General features: G+C 69.4%; 14 protein-coding genes. 7 read left to right on the top strand and 7 right to left on the bottom strand.

The features are described from left to right. The first annotated feature begins 99 nt into the window (after positions 1-99). Positions 100-528 (top strand): pyridoxamine 5'-phosphate oxidase family protein, encoded by a 429-nt coding sequence (locus AC1Z4A_RS02375; protein WP_483676141.1) that lies wholly within the window; start codon positions 100-102, stop codon positions 526-528. Next, on the top strand, positions 525-1,211 hold the full coding sequence (locus tag AC1Z4A_RS02370) for a response regulator (protein WP_483676140.1): 687 nt from the start codon (positions 525-527) through the stop codon (positions 1,209-1,211). The genes AC1Z4A_RS02375 and AC1Z4A_RS02370 overlap by 4 nt, the downstream gene beginning before the upstream one ends. 103 nt (positions 1,212-1,314) lie before the next feature. Here AC1Z4A_RS02370 and AC1Z4A_RS02365 read toward each other — a convergent pair whose 3' ends face one another. From AC1Z4A_RS02365 to AC1Z4A_RS02350, 4 genes are all read right to left on the bottom strand, one after another. After that, a complete protein-coding gene (locus tag AC1Z4A_RS02365) occupies positions 1,315-2,199 on the bottom strand; it encodes a universal stress protein (RefSeq protein ID WP_483676139.1) in 885 nt (294 codons plus the stop codon). A gap of 55 nt (positions 2,200-2,254) precedes the next feature. Next, the gene (locus tag AC1Z4A_RS02360; protein WP_483676138.1) at positions 2,255-3,061 is read right to left on the bottom strand and encodes an HAD family hydrolase; all 807 of its coding nucleotides are present in this window, start codon (positions 3,059-3,061) and stop codon (positions 2,255-2,257) included. Positions 3,062-3,190: 129 nt separating this feature from the next. Continuing rightward, complete coding sequence (locus AC1Z4A_RS02355; RefSeq protein ID WP_483676137.1) at positions 3,191-3,850, bottom strand: CBS domain-containing protein; 660 nt, start codon at positions 3,848-3,850, stop codon at positions 3,191-3,193. A 623-nt stretch (positions 3,851-4,473) separates the two neighbouring features. Continuing rightward, complete coding sequence (locus tag AC1Z4A_RS02350; RefSeq protein ID WP_483676136.1) at positions 4,474-7,554, bottom strand: NACHT domain-containing protein; 3,081 nt, start codon at positions 7,552-7,554, stop codon at positions 4,474-4,476. Positions 7,555-8,037: 483 nt separating this feature from the next. Between AC1Z4A_RS02350 and AC1Z4A_RS02345 the strand changes: the two genes are divergently transcribed. From AC1Z4A_RS02345 to AC1Z4A_RS02330, 4 genes are read left to right on the top strand one after another with little or no spacing between them, the layout of a single operon-like run. Continuing rightward, positions 8,038-10,416, top strand: coding sequence for a sensor histidine kinase (locus AC1Z4A_RS02345; protein WP_483676135.1), 2,379 nt, complete (start codon positions 8,038-8,040; stop codon positions 10,414-10,416). Continuing rightward, on the top strand, positions 10,413-10,817 hold the full coding sequence (locus AC1Z4A_RS02340; protein ID WP_483676134.1) for a roadblock/LC7 domain-containing protein: 405 nt from the start codon (positions 10,413-10,415) through the stop codon (positions 10,815-10,817). Before AC1Z4A_RS02345 ends, AC1Z4A_RS02340 begins: the two co-directional genes overlap by 4 nt. After that, positions 10,817-11,182 (top strand): DUF742 domain-containing protein, encoded by a 366-nt coding sequence (locus tag AC1Z4A_RS02335; RefSeq protein WP_483676133.1) that lies wholly within the window; start codon positions 10,817-10,819, stop codon positions 11,180-11,182. Before AC1Z4A_RS02340 ends, AC1Z4A_RS02335 begins: the two co-directional genes overlap by 1 nt. After that, positions 11,169-11,759, top strand: coding sequence for a GTP-binding protein (locus tag AC1Z4A_RS02330; protein WP_483676132.1), 591 nt, complete (start codon positions 11,169-11,171; stop codon positions 11,757-11,759). The genes AC1Z4A_RS02335 and AC1Z4A_RS02330 overlap by 14 nt, the downstream gene beginning before the upstream one ends. Before the next feature lie 99 nt (positions 11,760-11,858). Here the strand turns inward: AC1Z4A_RS02330 and AC1Z4A_RS02325 are convergent, their stop codons facing one another. From AC1Z4A_RS02325 to AC1Z4A_RS02315, 3 genes are all read right to left on the bottom strand, one after another. Continuing rightward, on the bottom strand, positions 11,859-13,478 hold the full coding sequence (locus tag AC1Z4A_RS02325) for an alpha/beta hydrolase (protein WP_483676131.1): 1,620 nt from the start codon (positions 13,476-13,478) through the stop codon (positions 11,859-11,861). A 133-nt stretch (positions 13,479-13,611) separates the two neighbouring features. Continuing rightward, positions 13,612-17,205 (bottom strand): NACHT domain-containing protein, encoded by a 3,594-nt coding sequence (locus AC1Z4A_RS02320; protein WP_483676130.1) that lies wholly within the window; start codon positions 17,203-17,205, stop codon positions 13,612-13,614. A gap of 322 nt (positions 17,206-17,527) precedes the next feature. Then, the gene (locus AC1Z4A_RS02315) at positions 17,528-18,484 is read right to left on the bottom strand and encodes a hypothetical protein (protein ID WP_483676129.1); all 957 of its coding nucleotides are present in this window, start codon (positions 18,482-18,484) and stop codon (positions 17,528-17,530) included. Between the two features lie 168 nt (positions 18,485-18,652). On the opposite strand from AC1Z4A_RS02315, the gene AC1Z4A_RS02310 reads away from it, so the two are divergent. Next, positions 18,653-19,672 carry a hypothetical protein gene (locus tag AC1Z4A_RS02310; RefSeq protein WP_483676128.1) on the top strand — a complete coding sequence of 340 codons (1,020 nt, stop codon included), beginning with the start codon at positions 18,653-18,655 and terminating at the stop codon, positions 19,670-19,672. Positions 19,673-19,676: the final 4 nt, after the last annotated feature.

The following is a 19,676-nucleotide window of genomic DNA, read 5'->3' as shown; positions in this document are numbered from 1 at the left end:
ATGTCTAATGGGGGCCATGGCTCGTATCCCTCGCCCAAGCGTTCCGCAATCGACCGGATCATCCCTTTTTGTCCATTCGAGTGGTGCGGAGTGCCGGCTGTGACGGTGTCCAGCCGGCAGACCGCCTCCCGTACCGAGAAGCTGTCCCGCCAGGAGGCGCTCAGCCTGCTGAAGAGCGCGCCGATCGGGCGGCTGGTATTCAGCCATCAGGCCCTGCCCGCGGTGCGTCCGGTCAACCATGTCCTCGTCGACGACCTGATCGTCATCCGCGCCCACAGCGGTGCCGCGCTGCTCGGCCCGGCCCGCGACGGTGCCGTGGTGGCGTACGAGGCCGACGAGTTCGACACCGAGCGGCGCACCGGCTGGAGCGTGGTGGTGACGGGCGAGGCGCACCTGGTGAATGATCCGGTCCTTCGGCGGCGGTATCAGGACGCCGTCGAACCGTGGGTCGGCGGCGAGATGGCTCACACCGTGAGCATCAGTCTCGACATGGTGACGGGGTATCGCATCAAGGAGGTGCCGGAGTGACCACTGACAGCAGCGAGGTGCCGCCCGTCGGCGGCGGACCGGTGAGTGTGTTCCTGCTCGACGACCACGAGGTGGTGCGGCGCGGCATCCGGGACGTCCTGGAGGCCGAGGGCGACCTGACCGTGGTGGGCGAGGCGGGCACCGTCGAGCAGGCCCTGGTGCGCATCCCGGCCCTGCGCCCCCGGGTCGCCGTGCTGGACGTGCGGCTGCCGGACGGCGACGGAGTGAGCGTCTGCCGCGAGCTGCGCTCCCGGGTGCCGGGCCTGGCCTGTCTGATGCTCACCTCCTTCGACGACGAGGAGGCGCTGCTCGACGCCGTCATGGCCGGTGCCTCGGGATACGTCCTCAAGCAGATCAGCGGCACCGACCTGATCACCGCCGTCCGCACCGTGGCCGGCGGCCAGTCCATGCTCGACCCGGGCGCCACCACCCGGCTCATGGCCAGGCTGCGCGGACAGCCGGAGGAGGAGGCGCCACCGCCGGCCCTGGCCTCGCTGACCGAGCGCGAACGCCAGATCCTCGACCTCATCGGTGACGGGCTCACCAACCGCGAGATCGGCCTGCAGCTGTACCTCGCCGAGAAGACGGTCAAGAACCACATCTCGCGGATGCTGGCCAAGCTCGGTGTCGAGCGCAGGGTACAGGCGGCGGTGATCGCCGCCGAAGCACGCAACCAGCAGTAGCCCGCCTTCTCCGGCCCCGCGGCCGGGCGGTGGATCCCCGTTTCCACGTAAGGGGGTCCGCCGCCCGGCGCTTTCGGCACCTCCGGCACGTTGTCCGGCGAGGTCAGCGGACGGGGACGAGGACGACCGGGCAGTGGGCGTGGTGCAGCAGCGCATGGGTGACCGTGCCGAGCTGGAGACCGAGCGGGTGAGGGCGCCGGTGGGCGGCGAGCACCACCACGTCCGCCTGCCGGCTCGCCTCGATCAGCGCCCGTGAGGCACCGTCGCGCACGGCCTCCTCGACGACCTTGACGTCCGGGTACTCCCCGCTGAGGGCGGACGCGGCGTACCGGGGGACGGCCTGCTCGGCTTCCCGCAGCTGACGCAGATCGTCGCCGGACATCGGCGTCGGCACCCCCATGTTGGGCGGAGCCGGGTACTGCCAGGCGTGCAGCAGCCGCACGGCCACGCCCCGGCGCCGCGCCTCTTCGAAGCCGAAGCGGACCGCCTCGGTGTCCGCGTCCGAGGCCACGCCGACCACCACATCGCCGCCGGGCGGCCTTTGCCCACCGCGCACGACGAGCAGGGGAGTGGTGCAGTGGGCGGCGAGGCGGAGGCTGACCGAGCCGAGCAGCAGGCCGGCGAAGCCGCCGTGGCCCCGGGTGCCCACCACGGTCAGGGCTGCGGTGCGGCCCGCCCGCACCAGGGCGGCGGCAGCGGGCTCCGCCGTCGGCCGCGAGGTCACCCGCAGCCCCGGGGCACGGACCCGGGCCCGTTCCACGGCCTGGTCCGTCACGGCGCGGCACGCCTCATGGAGCCGCTGCGCCTCGTCGCGCGTCCCCTCCGCGGCGGAGGAGTGCTTGCCCCAGGGCCAGCCGCAGACGATGTCGAGCGGAACGCCGCGCCGTACGGCCGCGTCCACGGCCTGGTCGAGGGCGCGTACGGCGTGAGCGGAAGCGTCGAAGCCCACCACCACGTGGCCGGTGAGCGGGCTGTTGATCTCGGTCATGTGATGTCCTCCAGGGGTGAGTCGGTCGGGTCGGCTGCCGGTGGGCCGGAGGCCGTCAGGCCGCCGCGGGCACGCCGCCCGCACCGGTCAGTTCGCTGAGGTCGTGCACCACGCAGTCGGCGCCCCGGCGGAACATCTCGGTGAGACCGGGCAGGTATGCGGGCGGAGCCAGGCCGACGACCCTGCCGAACGCCCCGGTGCGGGCGGCCGCGACGCCGCTCGGCGAGGCCTCCACGCTCGCCGACTCCCGCGGGGGGACGCCCAGCTCACGCACGGCCCTGGACAGCAGAGCCGGGTCCGGCTTGGGCGGCAGTCGCAGACGGGCGCGGTCGTCTCCGTCGAGCACCACATCGAACAGGCGGCGCACACCGCGTACGGTCAGCAGGCGCCCGGCACGCGGGGTGTGGGAGACGGCGGCCAGGGCGATGCCCCGGTCGCGCAGTTCGCGCAGCACCTCCGGGACGCCACGGCGGACGCCTACGCCATGGTGGCGCAAGTACCGCACCAGCAGGCTCTGCTGGCGTACGGTGAGGGCGCGCGCGGTGTCCTGTGCGGTGCGGAAGTCCGGGAAGGACAGGCCCCGTTCCTCCAGGAAGGTGCTGACCGCGTGCACGGCCGGGGCTCCGTCAACGAACCAGTGCAGTTCGGTCTCCGGGTCGAACGCCTTGACCGCCGAGTCGGCGGGGTGGTCGGCGAGGAAGCGGTCGAGGAAGCCGTCGAGGGTATACGCCCAGGTGGCCGCCTGGACGTAGGACAGGTCGGTCAGGACGGTGTCGATGTCGAATGCCACCGCACGAATGCCGTCCGGCAGCACGGGGCAGGGGGCGGTGGTGCCGGTTCGGTCCATGAGCAACTGGTGCATCGGGTACCTCCGTGGCTGTGGGGTCGCGGCCATCACACCGCCCGCGGGCCGACCGGAGCCATGGGCCCAACGGCCCGCAGCCCGCCGATCGGCCCGGCTGCCGGAGCACCGGCGAGAAGCGAAAGCGCCTCAGAACTGCGGCCCCACCACTGGTGGCCGTGGCATCCGATGCGCCGAGGGGACGGCCTGAAGCCGGAGGTCGACACCGACGACTCCGTCCACCGTGCGGACCATCCGTTCCAGCAGGGGCACCAGCGCGGTGTCGGGGAGCGGACCCGAGAGCGTGACGACGCCCTCCTCCACCCGCACCTCCAGGGTGGGCCGCCGGCCGCGGCACAGCGGCGCGACGATCTCCTCGCGCACCTCGTGGGCGATGTCCTCGTCCTCCCGGAGGTACACCTTGAGCAGGTCGCTCCGGCTGACAATCCCCGTGAGCCTGCCCATCTCGTCGACGACGGGAAGGCGTTTGACGGCCTTGCGGGCCATGGTCCGGGCCGCCTCGGCGACGGTCGCCGAGGCGCGGACGGTGACCGCGGGCACGGTCATCAGTTCCTCGGCGCTCGTGGCGGCGCCCTTGACCACGTCGTCGAAGTGGCACAGCTGGTCCAGGCGGGAGGGGTCGCGGTCCTTGAACTCCTCCTTCGCCAGCAGGTCGGCCTCCGAGACGACGCCGATGACGCGGTCCTCGCCCGCCAGCACCGGAACCGCGCTCACCCGCCACTCGGCGAGCGTCCTGGCGATCTCCTTGTACGCGGCGTCGCGGCTGACCGCCACAACCGTTCGGGTCATCACGTCACTGACCGTACGAGGGGTGGTTTCACGCATCTTCGACTCCTGGCGTGTAGCGCGAGGGGATCCGAACCGGGCACCGCACCGCACCGCCCGTACCGGCGTGGCCGGCGGTTACCGACGGGGCCCGACTCCCAACGTGGCGCGTCCGGTGCCGTCCGGGCATGGGTCGGTCGGCCTCAGGCGGGGGCCGCTCGTCCCCGCTCAAGCAGCAGAGCAGCGCCGGAGGACTCGGCCAGGGGGGCGGGAGTTCGCATCGAGCGGGCGGCTGGCCGGGCGTGCCGACCCGGCCGCCGGGGGGACGGAATCCGGCGGCCGGGTGGCTGTGAGCGGTCGGGGTGCGGCGAACGGTCCGCCCGAGTGAGGGAGGCCGGGGACAGCCGGGCGAACCGGCGCCGCCGCTGACAGGGGCGTCCGACCGGTCACCAGCAGCATGCCGTCTCGCGCCCGGCCGGGACATCCGCCGAGCGGACCCCGAGAGGGGACCAATGGCCCCTGGAGCCGGATCTGCACCGGATCACGGTCAAGCCGGTGACGGGCGAGGGTGCCCCCGAGCGCGCGCCGGCGGCGGTCGTCCTGCTGGAGGAACTCGCGCAGCGGTCCGTGTGACGGCTTGTTCGCCGTCAGTCCACGAATCGTCCCAGAAAGAGGCTTGTCCTCACTGCCACCCGCACACGTCCGCCGTGTTCGTCCACGATGCGGGCCAGCTCGCCGAAGAGCCGTTCACGTGTCTCCGGTGGAAAGACCCGGTATCCCGAGTAGGAGGCGAGCAGTTCGATCAGCTCGGGCGTCGAGCGATCGTGGGCGGAGTCGTACAGGCTGTGGCGCAGGTCGACGAAGCCGGCGGCCTCCATCTCGCGCCACTGGCGCGCCTCCGGGCCGTGATGCGCGGGGCGCGGGCAGGGGTCGAAAAGCGTGTACTCCGGTACGGCGACGTCATGACGGGCGTGGGCGGCGGTAAGGGCGTCGACGAGTTCGCCGCCCTCCAGAAACCAGTGGTTCCAGAAGAGGGCCGTCGCCCCGCCCGGAAGCAGTGCTTCCTGCGCCCTGGCCCAGCGCACCTCCGGGTCGACCCAGTGCCAGGCCTGGGCGCTGTACAGCAGCCCGTGACGCGCGTTCGGGAGCCAGGTCTCGAAGTCCGTGACAAAGACCGCGACGTCGTCCGACCCGCCGCAGCGCGCCCACAGCACCCGGGCCATCCGCTCGTCCGGTTCGACGCAGGTCAACGGGATGCCCCGGCCCGCGAAGGCGACCGTCGCCTTGCCCGTCCCCGCGCCGACCTCCAGGGCCCGGACGCCGTCGGCCAGGCGGGCGTACTCCAGGACGTCGTCCACCAGTTGGTCCGGGTAGCCGGGCCGGCCCGCGTCGTACTGTTCGGCGTCGTCGCCGAAGATGTGCCGGCGCTCCCGCACCGGTGAGTCCAGCGCCGCGACGCGTTCCACGACCGCTGCCCGCACCATGGGGTCGAGTTCGGGGGCGTAGTCGAGGCAGGACCCGGCCAGCCGGTGCAACCATGTGCGATGCTCGCGCTCCGCGTCCCCGCGCCGTACGAGTTCGCGGAGGAGACTGGCGCGCTCGGAGGCCCGTGCGTGACCGGTGGCCATGCGGATCACGTTCTTCCACTGTTCGTCGTGGGCCTTGCTCACCAGCGCCCCGAAGTCGGCCACCTCCACCGCGGCACGGGCGGCCAGGTAGTCCTGGAAGGTGCGGTGGATGAACTCCACACTGCCGGGTGAGGATTCCCGGAGCACGCCGCTGCGGGCGAGGAGATGACGCAGGATCTGTTCGGGAGCGGCACCGTGCCCGGCGAGGGCCGGCAGTGTGGGGAGGACGCGTTCGAGGATCAAGACGGCAGTATCCTGATCTACCGAGTATTGGCTGTTGCGGATCAGCCAGTGGGCCAGGTCCTGGAGCAGCCGCAAGCTCTCCTCGCGGCCGATCTGGATGCCCTCCACGCCCGCGATTCCGCGTTCGACGTCCCGCCGTACGAGCAGCATGGAGAGGGCGGCGTCGTAGAGGTCCATGTGCCGATGCGGCAGAAGACCGCGACGGTCGCGGTGCACGGCACAGATGAGGGCACAGAGGAGTGGGGTGGCGGCGAGATCCGAGAGGCTCGGCCGGAGCAGCACTTCGCTCTGAAGGGTCTTCTCCAGTTCGTCGAGCGTCCGGCGCTCTTCGTCGTTCGCGCCGGCTCGGACGGCCGCGTGCCAGGCGGCGATGAAGGCACGTACGTCGCGCTGGCTCATCGGCCGCAGCCTGAGGTGCCGGAATCCCACGCCGTCCAGCCAGTTCTCGGAGACGGCGGTAACGCGGGTGGTGACCACGTAGCAGCCGCGCGGGTGGGCCGCCAGCATGCCCTGGAGCCATTCCCGGATCCGGGAGCGCCGTTCCGGAGGGACTTCGTCGACACCGTCGACGAGGACCAGCGCACGTCCTTGTTCGAGAACTCGGCTCGCCCATCCCTGGGGCTGGAGCCCGGCGAGCGGGTTTCCGGCCGCCTCCAGCAACTCCTCAGCGAGGGGGAGGGAATCGCCAGAGGCCAGTGAACGCACGGAGAGGAGGAACGGAACGCATCCATTGAGGTATCCCAGCCGGCCGGGCAGGTTCCGGCGTGCGGCGCTGACGGCCAGCCACTGCAACAGCGTGGTCTTGCCGGAGCCCGCCGGTCCCGCCACCACCGTCCGCTGCCGCCCGGCCAGGGCATCCTCCGCTTTCTCCACTGCGGACGACCACGGACCGGCGAGTTCCAGGCTCAGATAGGCGAGGTCCAGGGGCCAGCGCTCATGGGGACCAGGGCCCAGCGTTACTCCGAAGATCTCCAGGTGCGCGTACCGCTCGACCATGTACTCGCGATAGCGCTCCTCGAAGGCAGCGTCGTCCGTGGTCACGGCGTTGTCCGGGGTTGTACGGGACAACCCCGTGCCCGGTCCGGTGGCCTCCGCGTCCTCCGCGTCCTGCGGCAGGGCGGCCGAGGCCTGCGCGATCTCCTCCTCGGCGGCCTGGAGGGTGTCGCTTCCGGTGTCCAGGACGGCGCGGGCCTTGCGCAGGGCCTCGGCGTAGTCGAGGAGGAACAAGTCGTCCGGACCGGGGGGCGTCGGGACGGCAGTGCTGGCGGTCCCGTCCGGACTGCCGTGGCCGGGCTCCGCGCCGATCGCGACGTCGGTCAGGCCGGCGTACCGCGTCCGCAGGCCGCAGACCTCCTCCTGGAGCTGCCGGACCAGGCGCAGCGCGTCGTCCGCCACCCGCAGGGCTTCGTCGCGCTCCTGCTCGGCGCGCCGCACGATCTGCTCGTAGGCGGCGATGATCCGGTCCTTGGCCGCCATGAGTTCGCCGTTCGCCGACTCCGAACCCGGCTCCGGCAGGGGCGTGGGCCTGTCGCGGGAGGCCGTCCACAACTTCCTGACGTGGTCCAGTTTCTGCCGCTGGGCGCCGGCATCGCCCGGGGTGCAGAAGTCGGCGACCGCTTCGATGAAGGGCCAGGTCAGGTCCTTGCCCGCACAGAGGTCGTACAACTTGCGCCTGGTGGGGACCTCTTGGTCGGGGAAGTGGTCGGGGGTCAGGCGGGCATGGAGGTCCCCCACGCTGATCGTGGCCTCGTCCAGCCACCTGCGCAGGATCCCGGCGATCTCGTTCGACTCTCTGCTGGCCCCCCGCAACGGCCCCCACGGTCGCCCGGCGCGGCGCGTCTCCGGTGCATCGGCCATGCCCGCCCACCCCCTGGTTGTCGCGGGACAACCCGGTGTTGTCCGCCCGACAACATCCAACCCGTTCCCTGCGGGGCGGCGCAGGGAGATGGTTCGAGTCGTGCCCCGGTCCCGGGGCGTCCCATCACCTCCTCGGGAGAGCCGCCATGACCGGCCGCCGCAACCGTCGCCTTGCTGTGCTCCGCGCCGCCGTCACGGGCTTCTGCGCGGGCGTCGCCCGTGCTGTCGCCGTCTGGGTGATCGCGCATGTGATCGAGTAATCCACTCGATCTCCGGGCACAGCCGACAATCGGCTCAACCGGCGATCAACTCCTCTTGACTGCCTCTACCATTCCTCGACGCCAGCCTCAACATCGGCTTTTCGAATTGGCTGGTTATGATCGGCACCCGCTCAGGAATGTCCGACTGCTCTGACGAGGACTGATGACCCCCACGGAATCCGAAGGCCCGGGCGAGCCGGTACGAAGAAGCCGGCGACGGACGGTGCGCCTGCGTACCCTGCTCGTCTGGCTCGCAGTGGTGCCCACCGTGGCGATGGGCGCCCAGGTTCTCATCAGCTCCGATCGGTCGGTGCAGGAGTCCCGGCACCTGCGCAAGGACGTGGTGGCCGGTCGGCAGACCGGCGTACCCCTGTACCAGCTCATGACCAAACTGCAGTCCGAGCGCGCGATCACCGCCGCGTGGTGGTCGGGCACGCCCGTATCCGGGGCCGATCTGCGCAGCCGCCGGGACGACACCGACCGGGCCGTGGCCACCTTCCTGAAGTCGTCGAACCCCGATCAGCTCCATTCCGACCGGGCGAAGGACCGGCTCCGCGAAGTCGGGCAGCGACTGGCCGACCTGGGTGTCCAACGCGAACGCGCCGACGCACGCCACGGCAGCCCGGACGACACCGTCGACTACTACACCGACGTGATCAGCGAGACGATCCGCTGCTACGGAGACTTCAGCCACGTCGACGACGGTGGGCTCACCCAGGAGACGACGTCGCTCGTGGAGCTGCTCTCGGCAGCGGAAGTGGTGGCTCGCGAGGATTCCATCCTCGCGCTGTCGGGCCCCTCCGGGAAGCTGACGTCCGCCAGGTTCGGCGAATTCGTCGAAGCCGTCGGAGCGAGCGACTACTTGTACGACACGGTCGCCCTCGATCTGCCCCTCGACGACCAGGACGCCCTCCAGCGGATCCTCACCTCGAACGCCTGGCAGATCAAGTCCCGCATCGAGAAGGCGGTCGTCTCCGAGCACCGGGACGTCCCTTCCGGCATCGCGCTGCCGCCGGACGTCGGCGACTGGCGGGCCGCCTACAGCACCTTTTCCGCCCAGTTGAACACCCTCGACGAGAGCGAGCTGCAGGAGGTGCTCGCCCACGCCGACGACCGGGCGGCACAGCTGGAGAACCAGGTCGTCCTGCTGGTGGCGGCAAGTGGTGCCGCCCTCCTGCTGGTCGTCGCCGTCGTGGTCTTCACCACGCGCTCGGTCCTGCGCCGCCTGCGCTCTCTCCACGACCGCACGGTGGCGGTCGCCGAGGAAACCCTGCCGGACATCGTGGCCCGCCTCCAGCGCGGAGAGACCGTCGGCACCGACGCACTGCCGCAGCCGAGGGGCGAGCAGGACGAGGTCGGACGGGTCGGCGACGCCTTCGCCCGCGCCGTCGCCGTGTCCGTCGACGGACACCGGAAGCTCGCCGACGAACGACAGGGCTTCAGCGTCTTCGCCTCCGGAATCGCCTCACGCACCGGAAACCTGGTCAGCCGGCAGCTCGCGCTGACCGAGCACATCCAGGACGCCTTCGGCCAGGACGAGGCGCTCCTCGCCGACCTCATGAGGTCCGATCAGCTCACGGTGGGCATGCGCAGGCAGATCGAGAACCTGCTCATCCTGGCGGGCGGCGAGGTCCCCGACCCGCACACGGAGCCCATGCGCATTGCCGACCTGCTGCGGGAGGCGGCCGCCGAGGTCGAGGACTTCCGGCGCATCGACCGTCACGCCATGGACGAGACCAGTCTGGAGCCCGGCGTGATCAGCCAGCTCAGCCACCTCCTGGCAGAGCTGCTGGACAACGCCACCCGCTTCTCCCCGCCGACGACGAGGGTCGGCATCCGGTCCGAACTCGTGGCCGACGGGCTCTGCATCGAGATCGAGGACCGTGGGCCGCGGGTGACCGCCGAGAGGTACGAGGAGATGAACGGGCGGCTGCACTCCGCTCCGCCGTACTCCGTGCTGGCCCAGAACGCGCACCGGCTCGGCCTCTTCGTGGTCGGCCACCTCGCCGACCAGCTCGGGGCGACGGTCACGCTGCGCCGGTCGGCGTTCGGCGGGACGTCCGCCGTGGTGATCGTCCCGGGTGAGCACCTCGTGGAGACCCCGGAGACCCCGGAGACCCCGGAGACCCCGGAGCGCACTGTGGAGCCCGAGCCGGCGAAGGGGTTCGCACCCGTGCCGCAGCCCGCCGGGGAACGCCGGCCCGAACTCGTCTCGCGGAAACGATCCGGCGATCAGGCGGACGCCCCTGCGGACGACCCCGCGGACAAGCCCGTGGACGACTCCGCGGACGAGCCCGTGGACGCCCCCGCTCCCACCGCGTCGGGACTGCCGCGCCGTCGGCCGAAGCAGCAGGTGCGGCAGCCCGCCCGGGCCACGGCGCCGGAGACGTCGCCCCGGCCCGGCTCCGGGGACGCCCCCGGCCGGCCGGCCCTCCCGGAGCGCGTCCCGCAGAGCCACATGGCCCGGCAGCTCCGCGAGCCGCGTACGGTCGAAGCGGTCCACCAGGACGCGGCCACGCCCGAAGAGGTGGCCGACGCCTGGGCGGATTATGAAGACAGCACCAGGCAAGTAGAACTCGAGCTCCGACAGGACCAGCCATGACGACGACACAGAACGACGTGATCTACAGCATCCTGGACAACAACCTGAGCAGGATCGCCGGGATCGAGGGAGCCGTACTCCTCTCCAACGACGGGATCAAGCTCAGCGCCTACCTGCTGGAGCGGGACCAGGCCGAGCGGGTGGCCGCGGCGGCCTCCGGCATCGCGTCCACCATGAAGGCCATCTCGCGGGAGATCGACGGCGGCGGAGTCGTCCGCCAACTCGTCGAGATGGACAACCGGTACCTGTGCCTCGTCGGGTGCGGATCGGGCAGCACGCTGATCGTGGTGACCTCCCGCAAGGCACGGCTCGGGGAACTGGGCGGCGAGACGGTCCGCGCCGCGCAGGCGCTCGGTGAGTGGCTGGGCACCCCCGAACGCTCACAGACGCCCACGTCGTAATGGCGGCCGACCCCCAGCCCGGACGGCGCCGCCGGACGCGGCTGTACGCCCTCACCGACGGGCGTACGGCTGCATCCGACCACGGCCTGACGATGGATACGGTGATCTCGGCCGTGGCCGACGCCGACGGCCACGGAAGCCTGCCCACGGAGTGGCAGCAGATCCTCGCCATGTGCCCGTCGTCGAACGGACGGGCGGTCGCCGAGATCGCCGCCCGGATGCAGATGCGGCTGACCCCTGTACTGGTCCTGCTCGGCGAGCTGCTGGACCGCGGTCTGATCCGCCACCGTCCGCCGCTGGACGCCTCCGAAACCTCCAATGTCCACCTGCTCATGAAAATCAGGGACAACCTTGCCCGACTTTGACACCGCCGCACCGGAAGCGTCCCCGGTCAAGATCCTCGTCGCCGGGGGCTTCGGCGTCGGCAAGACGACGCTGGTCGGAGCGGTCTCCGAGATCGAGCCGCTGCGCACCGAGGAGCGGCTGACGACCGCGGGCGTGGGCGTCGACGACCTCGACGGCATCGAGAGCAAGACGGCGACGACGGTCGCGATGGACTTCGGCCGCATCACCCTCACCGACGCCGGAGTGGTCCTGTACCTCTTCGGTACGCCGGGCCAGGAGCGCTTCTGGTTCATGTGGGACGACTTGCTGAACGGGGCGCTCGGGGCGCTCGTCCTGGTCGACACCCGGCGGCTGGACCGCAGCTTCGCCGCCATCGACTTCTTCGAGAACCGCGGACTGCCGTTCGTCATCGGCGCGAACTGCTTCGACGGCAGGCAGCCGTACACCGCCGAGGAGATCAGAGCGGCCCTGCACCTGCAGGACCCGGACACGCCCGTCCTCCTGCTCGACGCCCGCTCCCGGGAGGACGTCCGCGGCGCCCTGCTCTCGCTACTGGATCTGCTCATAGCGCAGGCGAAGGTCGCTGTGCCGGCCTGACGGTGGACGACCGGCGGGCGCCGCGCGGCGCGTAGGGCGTAGGGCGGTTGCCGGGGCCCTACGCGCCGCGGTGGTGTGCCGTTGGGGCGCTGGGTTCCGTTACCGCCGCGTGCCGTGGACGGCTTCGGGGTCGGTGGGGGATGGGCCGGGCTTGGCCTCGGCCTTCAGGGAGACGGCCGGCGGGGTCACATAGACCGGGGTGGGATCGGCTTCGGGGGCGCAGGTCTTGGCGATGAAGCCCTTGCCGGCGGGGAGGCTGCCGTCCCGCAGGTAGGCGGTGAAGGTGTCGTCCAGGCAGGAGTTGCCGTGGAAGAGGATCTCGTGGAAGCTGCCGCCGTTCTGGACGACCAGCTTGGATCCGGGCAGCGCCTTGTGCATGGCGACGGCGCCCGGGTACGGGGTGGCGGCGTCCTCGGTGGCCTGGAAGAGCAGGACGGGCGGGAGCCCCTTGCCGGTGATCTTCAGCCGCCCGGCCTGATCACCCTGGTAGGGCCAGAACATGCAAGCGGCGTTGTACCACATGTTGTTATAGGTGTAGAAGGGCGCGACGGCGTTGACCTTGGCCTGGTCCTTCTTCCAGAACTCCCAGTCGCGGGGCCAGTTGTTCTCGGTGCACTGGACGGCGTTGTACGCCGGGAACGTGCCGTCGTCGGCGCCCGGGGCCGCGTACTTGTTGTAGGCGATGCTCAGCGGGAGGGTGTCGTTCTTGGTGAGGTAGGCCGACAGCACGGTCGCCATCCGCGGCCAGCGCAGGAAGTTGTAGCCGCCGCCGTAGAAGGTGTCCTCGAACTCGGCGGGTCCGATCCTGCCGGGGGCCGGGGCGGCGTCCACCGGGTTCGTCCGTAGCGCGTCCTCGACCTGGTAGTACTTCTGTTTCACGGTGGCGGCGTCGGTGCCCAGGTGGTAGACCGAGTCGGCCTTGGCGGTCCAGGCGGCGAAGGCGTCGAACCGGCGCTGGTGCTCCTTGTCCTGCAGGATGTTGTGGTCGTACCAGCTGATGGTGGGGCCGACGATGCTGTCCAGCACCATCCGGCGCACGTGCGAGGGGAAGAGCTGGCCGTACGTCGAGCCCAGCGAGGTGCCCCATGAGCCACCGTAGAAATTGATCTTCTCGGCGCCGAGCGCCCGCCGGATGCTGTCCATGTCGCGTGCGTTGTCGACGGTGGTCATGTGCGGCAGGAACCAGCTCCAGTTGGCGGCGCAGTCGGCGGCGTACTTGGCCGACTTCTCCAGCCATGCCTGGGAAGTGCCCTTGCCGACCTGGTAGTCGGGCCGCGCGCCGTCGAAGTAGTGGGCGTCGCAGGTGACGTGCGGTTCGCTGGCGTTGGTGCCGCGCGGGTCGAAGCCGATCCAGTCATAGGTCGAGGCGACGTCCTGGGGGATCTTCCCGGAGATGTAGGCGGGCATCCACAGCCCGGAGTCGCCGGGACCGCCGGGGTTCAGGAGGATCGGCCCTTGTTGCCTGCTCTTGGGCGCGGTGGCCGGGAGCCGGTTCAGCTTGAGCTTGATCTTGGTGCCGGTGGGGTGTGCGTAGTCGAGGGGGACTTCGAGCATGGCGCACTGGAGGGTGGGGGTGGTGGCGTCGTTGCAGGGGGTCCAAGTGAGGGTTCCCTGGCCGGAGTCCTGTGGTGTGGGCGAGGAAGCGGAGGCGGGAGCGATGCCGGCGAGGACTGCGCCGAGGGCGGCGATGGCCGATATCAGGGCTCTTGGTCTTCTCATGGAGAGCATGGTGTGACATGTGCAATGTCACATACATGCTCGACTGGATGTATGTTACTCAACTGTGACCCTGAGTCAGGGGCCTGTTCGAGGTCGTCCCCCTTTGGCGCGCTGAACCGTTGGCCGAGGGAAATCAGGGCCCCCGCAGGCGGTGCGCCATGCCGTCCCAGAAACCATGCAGTTCGGGGACACGCATGCCGACCCAGTTGGGCGTTTTCCTGCGGCGGCCCCTCGGGAGGCGACGCCAGAAGCGGTTCGGCAGCAGGGCTTGCTGCTGGCGACAGAAGGGTTCGCGGAGTTCCGCACGGAGTTCGGTGCCCCGGGGCGGGTAGGGGCAGAACTGGAAGATGCAGTGGGGCAGACAGGAGGAGCCCGGCCGAGGTGGGCCTGACACATCGGTCTTCAGGTCCGGGTGCAGCGCTTTGCGGTCGCTGGTGATGCAGGGGGGAAGCTGCATGTCTGCCTGCTGGGAGCGGAGCAGCCGTTCCTCGACCTCGTCCGGCTGCGCGTCGCGCTCGATGAGGTTCATCATGAGGAGCACGTCGGCGAGGAGGCGCTGGGCGCGTCCGTCGAGGCTGCTCCAGCCGATCGAGGGCGGAATCCACAGGTTGTGCTTGCGGTAGAGCTGTGGGCCGCTGTTGCGCGAGCCGATGTTGTCGGCAACGCCCTTTTCGTCGATCCAGATGAAGCGTTCCGGTCTCTTGGTTTCCAGGGCGAGTGCCACCAGATCGCCCGCTTCGGCGACGAACGGATGCAGTGGCTGGCGTGCCGTAGCGGCGCCGTCTGCCGTGGGATGTACCTCCGGTGCGTGCGCCGTACCGGCCATTGAGAGCCAGCGCTCCACAGTCTGCACTGCGGTCGTCGGCCGTGTGCGTGTGCTGTGCCCCCGCCGAGGACCCTTGCCGTCATCCCTCGTGTGGACAGTGGTTGGGTCAGGGAGTTCCCACAGGCAAAGCGCCTGGAGCAGAGTGAGCTGCGCATACCAGCACCGGCTCTGCTGCAGCATGGTCTCCGCTTGGCGGATCAGGTCCTTCCTGCCCTCTGGATAGGTGAAGGGGTGGCGTCCGCGGCGGTTGGCCGCGTACTTGAACCCCTGGGCCAGCGCGTTCTCCAGGGACAGCATCAGGTCGGGAGCGCCGGGGTAATGCGGGTCGAGGTGGCGAAGCCATTTCTTCATTCGACTGCGGGCCTCCTCGCGGATGTCGTCGCTTACGGAGCCGAGGAGCATGGGAAGCATCCAGGCTCGCATGACGAATTCCCGCCACAGTTCCGTGCGCTCGTTCCGGTAATTCTGGATGATTTCGGTTCGTTTCTCACTCAGCCGGTCCTCCGCCGAGGTGCGCTCGGGCGACTTCGGCTCAATTGAGACCTTCTGCAGATCGACCGTCCACTTGTCAAGCTTCCTTCGCTTCTCTTCCTTGAAGCGGTTGACGCTGTCCTCATATTCTCTAACCGGGTCGAGATTGATGTCGATGATTCTCTGACGGATCACAGCGAACGCTGCGTCGCCACCATCGCCGACTTCCTGTGCCACCGCGAGGCGGATGGCGTAAGAGGGGTCGCTTATGCCCAGCTCGAAGAGTTTCTTGTACAGCTGCGTGGTGTGGATCCTGCGGTTACGCGTGCCGTTCATCTTGCCGTCTGCCGCGCGCAGGGCCGCACCCAGTTGCCTGACGACGCGGAGTTTGGCGTCCTCGAGGGTTCGCCTGTCGCCCTTGATATTGCCCCAGCGCTGTTCAAGCGCGGAGACGATGTGTCCGAGTTGCTCGGGTGGATTCTGCACACTCTCGATTTCCAGGGCCGCCGCATAGAGGTCGAAGGCCTTGGGATCCTCGCGCCGCGCCGCGGCGCGCCAGAGCCGCTGGGGCAGCGGTCGGCTGCGCAGATCCTTCTTCAGCACGGTCACCGCCCTGGGCTCCTCCGCGGGCGCTGCCTTGGCGGCATATGAACGGGAGAGAAGTACCAGCGCGATGAGCAACTCGCGGCTGGGCCCCGGTGGTTGCAATGCCTTGTGGATGAGCTGACGAGTATGGTCCTCCCCGAGCCGGCGGAGCATGCGGAAGCCGAAGTACGCCTGGAGGATGCTGTGCGGGAAGCGGATGTTCTTCTCCGACCCCTCGACCAAATCGAGTGCATGTGCATTGAGGACACACCGGGAAAGCTCGGCTTGACACTGTCCGATGGTCCCCTCATGCAGGCGACGCTTCGCTTCGTCGCCGAGTTCATCGCAGAGTTTGTTCCAGATCTGCCCGCGTAGCCACTCGGTCAAGGTGTTGCCGCGTTTGCCATACCGGTCGAAGCGGCGTCGCATGGTCCACAGGTGCTCGGCTTCGATGCCCACCCACTTCGTCGGCGTAGGGTGGAGGTGCTCGCCCTGGAGCTCCGCGACGCCGACCTCCAGCTTGTCCTGGAGTAGCCCCACACATGCCAGCGCGGAGACCACCTCGATGGCATCGCGGCGTTCCTGCTCGGATTTGTCGACGGTGCTTCGCAGTCGGCCCTGCGCCAGTGCTCTTTCCCAGGTTTCCAGCAGCCACAGCCGCAGGGTGGAGCGGTCGCGACTGCGGGTATCGAGAGGCCGGACACCGGGGTGCTGCCCTTCGTGCCTGAGGAAGCCGCTCTTGCTGAGTTCCCTGGCGATCTGAAGGTAGATGGGCGATTCGGTCACCTCCGCCGTCTCGACGATCCAGTCGAGACGGCGAAGGTCTTCCTCCGGGGTGCGCGTTTCCACGAAGTACAGTGCCGCTTCCTCACTCAGGGGCTCCAGTTCGATGATTGCGGCACAGGTCGTCTCGAGGGCGCTGTGCGGCCGTGAGGCAATGACCAGGGGCAGTTTGTCGTCGTTGGCGCGCTTGATTGCCTGGCCGATGATGTTGTCCCGTTGTGCCTGGAGGTTCTCGTCCAGGACGGCCTCCTCCAGCCCGTCGGCGATGACGACGGGCTTGTCGTCCGCCAGCAGCTGCTGCCAGACCCGCTCGGTCTTGGTGCGCGCCAGGATGCCGTGAGGGGCCTCGTCGTAGAAGCGCCGTCTGGCCATCTGTTCGAAGTTCAGTTCTGACGCACCGGCGGCATCCCGCAGCCGTACGGGTACGGGAACGGCGCCTTGCCGGGCCAGCAGTTTGGTGAGCTGCACCAGCACCGCGGTCTTCCCGGTGCCCACTCCGCCGACCAGCAGGTAGGGCCTGCGGGTGCTGCGATCCCGGAGCCGCTGGGCGATCACTTGAGCGATCTCCTGCCGTCCCACGACCTCGTCGGTGTTCGGGCCTGCCGTGAGGACCAATTCGTGTGGCTTCCTGCGGGCCTTCCTGAGGTAACGCCGCTTCGTCCAGCCGTACCACAAGAGCAAGGTCGTGGTAGCGAGACCGGCGACGAGGAGCGGACCGCCAAAACGAATGAGAGCAGTGAAGCCTGCATCGTTTTTCTGCCAGTTGTCGAAGCCGGTCGATCTCCCCCGGGCCAGGCCGAAGAGCGCTTCACCACACCAGACGAGGACCAAGACCGCGGCAATCGTGCTCAGCACGCGGATGAGGCTTGTATAAGAAATCCAGCGGCGCCATTTCCTGGGCCGTGTCGCGTCCTCGCGCGCCTCCCAGCGAATCGTCAGCCAGTGCCAGAAGGACAGCATGCACCCCCTGGCCCAAGCCGCCATCCGTCGCAGATGGAGGCTTGCCATGGGGGCATTGCTCGGCCGGCTCTTGCCGGGCGGGTGCCGGATCAACTTCGTCATCGCCCTTCCTCCCTCCGAGAACACGTGCTCGGTACAGGAACGGGGGCGTATTAGACCCACTGATCTGCTGACCACCTCCTTCCATCGAACCACGCCGTCGGCTTCCTGCAATCCGGCTGCTGCCCCGCCGGGGCCTGGTCGATCCGGATCAACGCACCACGGGATCAACGCACCATGTGGGACACGACCGCAAGATGCGGTCGCGACGCTCCTGCGTTTGAGGTCGTCCTGCAGAGGTGCGACTCTCGAAGGAGAAGGGGTAGCGGGAGAGGGCCATGACGCGCGAGTCGTGCGGCACGCCTGAGGACGCTGAAGCGTCGGGTCAGACCTTCTCGACCACGCCCGACTGGAGCTTTCTGCGGGTGCGAACGAGCGCCGACAGCATGACCGCGCCTGCCGTCACGCCGACGGTGTGCAGAACGGCCGCAAGGGCAAGGTCTTCCGGCAGCGACACGCCGGCAGGGTGTGCCATCGCCACGTACAACGTGTACGGCAGCTTCCAGCCGCTCCATGCGAAGAGCGAGCCCGTCCCCAGCCAGCCGAGCGTCAGGGGGACCCAGCAAGGCAGCCGGGCGGGCCGGCCTCGGCTGACCGTCCATGTGGCAGCGGAGGCTGTGAGTGCCCAGAGCCCCCATGTCCCGGTCAGCAGCCGACCGTCGGCGCCCTGGTCCTCGGGATGCGCGACACCGACCGTGCCACCGAGCGCCCAGTATGCCCAGACCGCGCCGATCACCGCCCCGGCACCGACTGACCACAGCACATGACGCGGACTGCTCTTGCCACCATCGCCGACCCGGCCGGCGAACACATCCGGCCAACGCCGCCGAAGGTATGCGGGCAAGGCGACCGCCAGGCCCAGCCCCATCCCCACAAAGCTGACCTGGATCAGCGCGCCTTCCCAGCCCGGCATGGCCGGACCGTCGTCTTCGTGGTGTTGGGGCTCGCCGCTCGACAGCCCCAGCAGCGAGTCCAGCGCGGCGTACGGCAGAAGCGGGACGAGGAACCCCGTGCCCACCCAGGCGACAAACGCCATCAGCGGTCCCGGTATCCGCATGCCCCAGGGTCGCACCAGAGCGAGGGCCATGGCGATCCCGGTGCCTGCCATGCCGATGGTCACGGTATTGAGTACCACCCACCCGGTCAGGTCGAACCCGTCACCGATCGGCAGCAGCCCCGCCACCGCGCCGACCACCCATGAGACCTTGATCAACGCGTAGGGCGTCATCACCAGAGCCGCCCCGTACGCCGCCAGTCGCCCCGCCCGGTCCAACCGGTCCACTGAAACCCCTCTTCCCTCTTACTGGAACCTCCACCCTTATCGACAGCCCCACCCGCCACATCGCGCGCAGGTCGTACCCCTTCCCCCTTGCGGCGGAGACGGGGGCGATGCGCTGCCGTTCCCGGAGGAGTTCGGCTCGGTCGGAACCACGGTGGCTCGGGCACCGTCGTGGAGATCGTGATCAATACGACCGACCTCACCGTTGACCAGCTCGCCGATGCCTGGCAGCGCATCGACAAGTCCTCCCCAGAGGAGGAAGCGGACCCCTTTGTCATGGAGTGCGCGCGGCGGCTCGCCGCCGACCCGGGCGGGGAACAGGCGCATGTGTGGGTGTCCGGGCTGGTGGCGATGTCGGGTTATCTCTCCTGGCGCCCTGGGCAGGCGGCCGAGCAGGCAGCTCTTGACGCACTGCGCACTGTGGTGAAGGAAATGGGCGGACGCTCTTGCTCGCACGACGGGCATCCGTACGAGGCCGAGATGGACTCGCTCGAGGACGACGTCTGGAAGGGCGACACCGGGCTGCTGACCGGCGAGCCCGCGGGGCGAGAAGGCGACAGTGACCCCGAGTTGGTGCTGTGCCCGGGCAATGTGGCCGGGTGGGCACGTCTGGCCGCGGACGTGATCGCTCCGTTCACGGTGCGGCGCATCCCTGTGGGAGCGCCGGAGAGCCATCACGATTGCATGAGCACTCTCTCAGGGATCGTGAACGACTATCCATACTGCGACCCGCACGAGGTGCTTGTCGACGAGGCCGCCTTCTACCCATCCCGCCCGACCCGGGGTGAGCTGGCCGGCTATCTCGTCACCATGAACGCCACGTGCTGGTACGCGACGTCGGAGAGGGTCACGGACCGTGCCGTACTGGACGCGATGGTCGAGGGGATCGAGGCGACTGTTCCCCTGTTGGACGACCGACCCTGCACCCACGCTCCGGGCGAGCACCCCGACACCAGGGATCCGGACTACGTGAACCAGGTCGGCTACCTCCTGCGCAGCCCGGGTGGCAGGGCAGAGATTTCCGAGTGCTACGGGTGGGACGAGGAGGATGAAGCGGATGAGGAGGACGAGCCGCTGGATGCATGGGTGTGCCCGGAATTCCTGCGCGACCTGGCCGATGAAACGCTCGCTCAGCTGAAGAGCGGTCTTGTCGCCTTCGAAGTGGAAGCGGGCACGCCGGCCGGTACGTAGCCGT

The organism is Streptomyces sp. 17_S59, from assembly GCF_056930295.1.
The sequence above is the reverse complement of the archived record's forward strand: the minus strand, read 5'-3'. Positions and strand labels throughout refer to the sequence as shown.

Bases quoted from the DNA above. Each gene is read 5' to 3' on its own strand.
- AC1Z4A_RS02365 (WP_483676139.1), bottom strand. From the start codon at position 2,199: ATGACCGAGATCAACAGCCCGCTCACCGGCCACGTGGTGGTGGGCTTC.
- AC1Z4A_RS02320 (WP_483676130.1), bottom strand. From the start codon at position 17,205: ATGACGAAGTTGATCCGGCACCCGCCCGGCAAGAGCCGGCCGAGCAAT.
- AC1Z4A_RS02325 (WP_483676131.1), bottom strand. From the start codon at position 13,478: ATGAGAAGACCAAGAGCCCTGATATCGGCCATCGCCGCCCTCGGCGCA.
- AC1Z4A_RS02355 (WP_483676137.1), bottom strand. From the start codon at position 3,850: ATGACCCGAACGGTTGTGGCGGTCAGCCGCGACGCCGCGTACAAGGAG.
- AC1Z4A_RS02350 (WP_483676136.1), bottom strand. From the start codon at position 7,554: ATGGCCGATGCACCGGAGACGCGCCGCGCCGGGCGACCGTGGGGGCCG.
- AC1Z4A_RS02335 (WP_483676133.1), top strand. From the start codon at position 10,817: ATGGCGGCCGACCCCCAGCCCGGACGGCGCCGCCGGACGCGGCTGTAC.
- AC1Z4A_RS02340 (WP_483676134.1), top strand. From the start codon at position 10,413: ATGACGACGACACAGAACGACGTGATCTACAGCATCCTGGACAACAAC.
- AC1Z4A_RS02360 (WP_483676138.1), bottom strand. From the start codon at position 3,061: ATGCACCAGTTGCTCATGGACCGAACCGGCACCACCGCCCCCTGCCCC.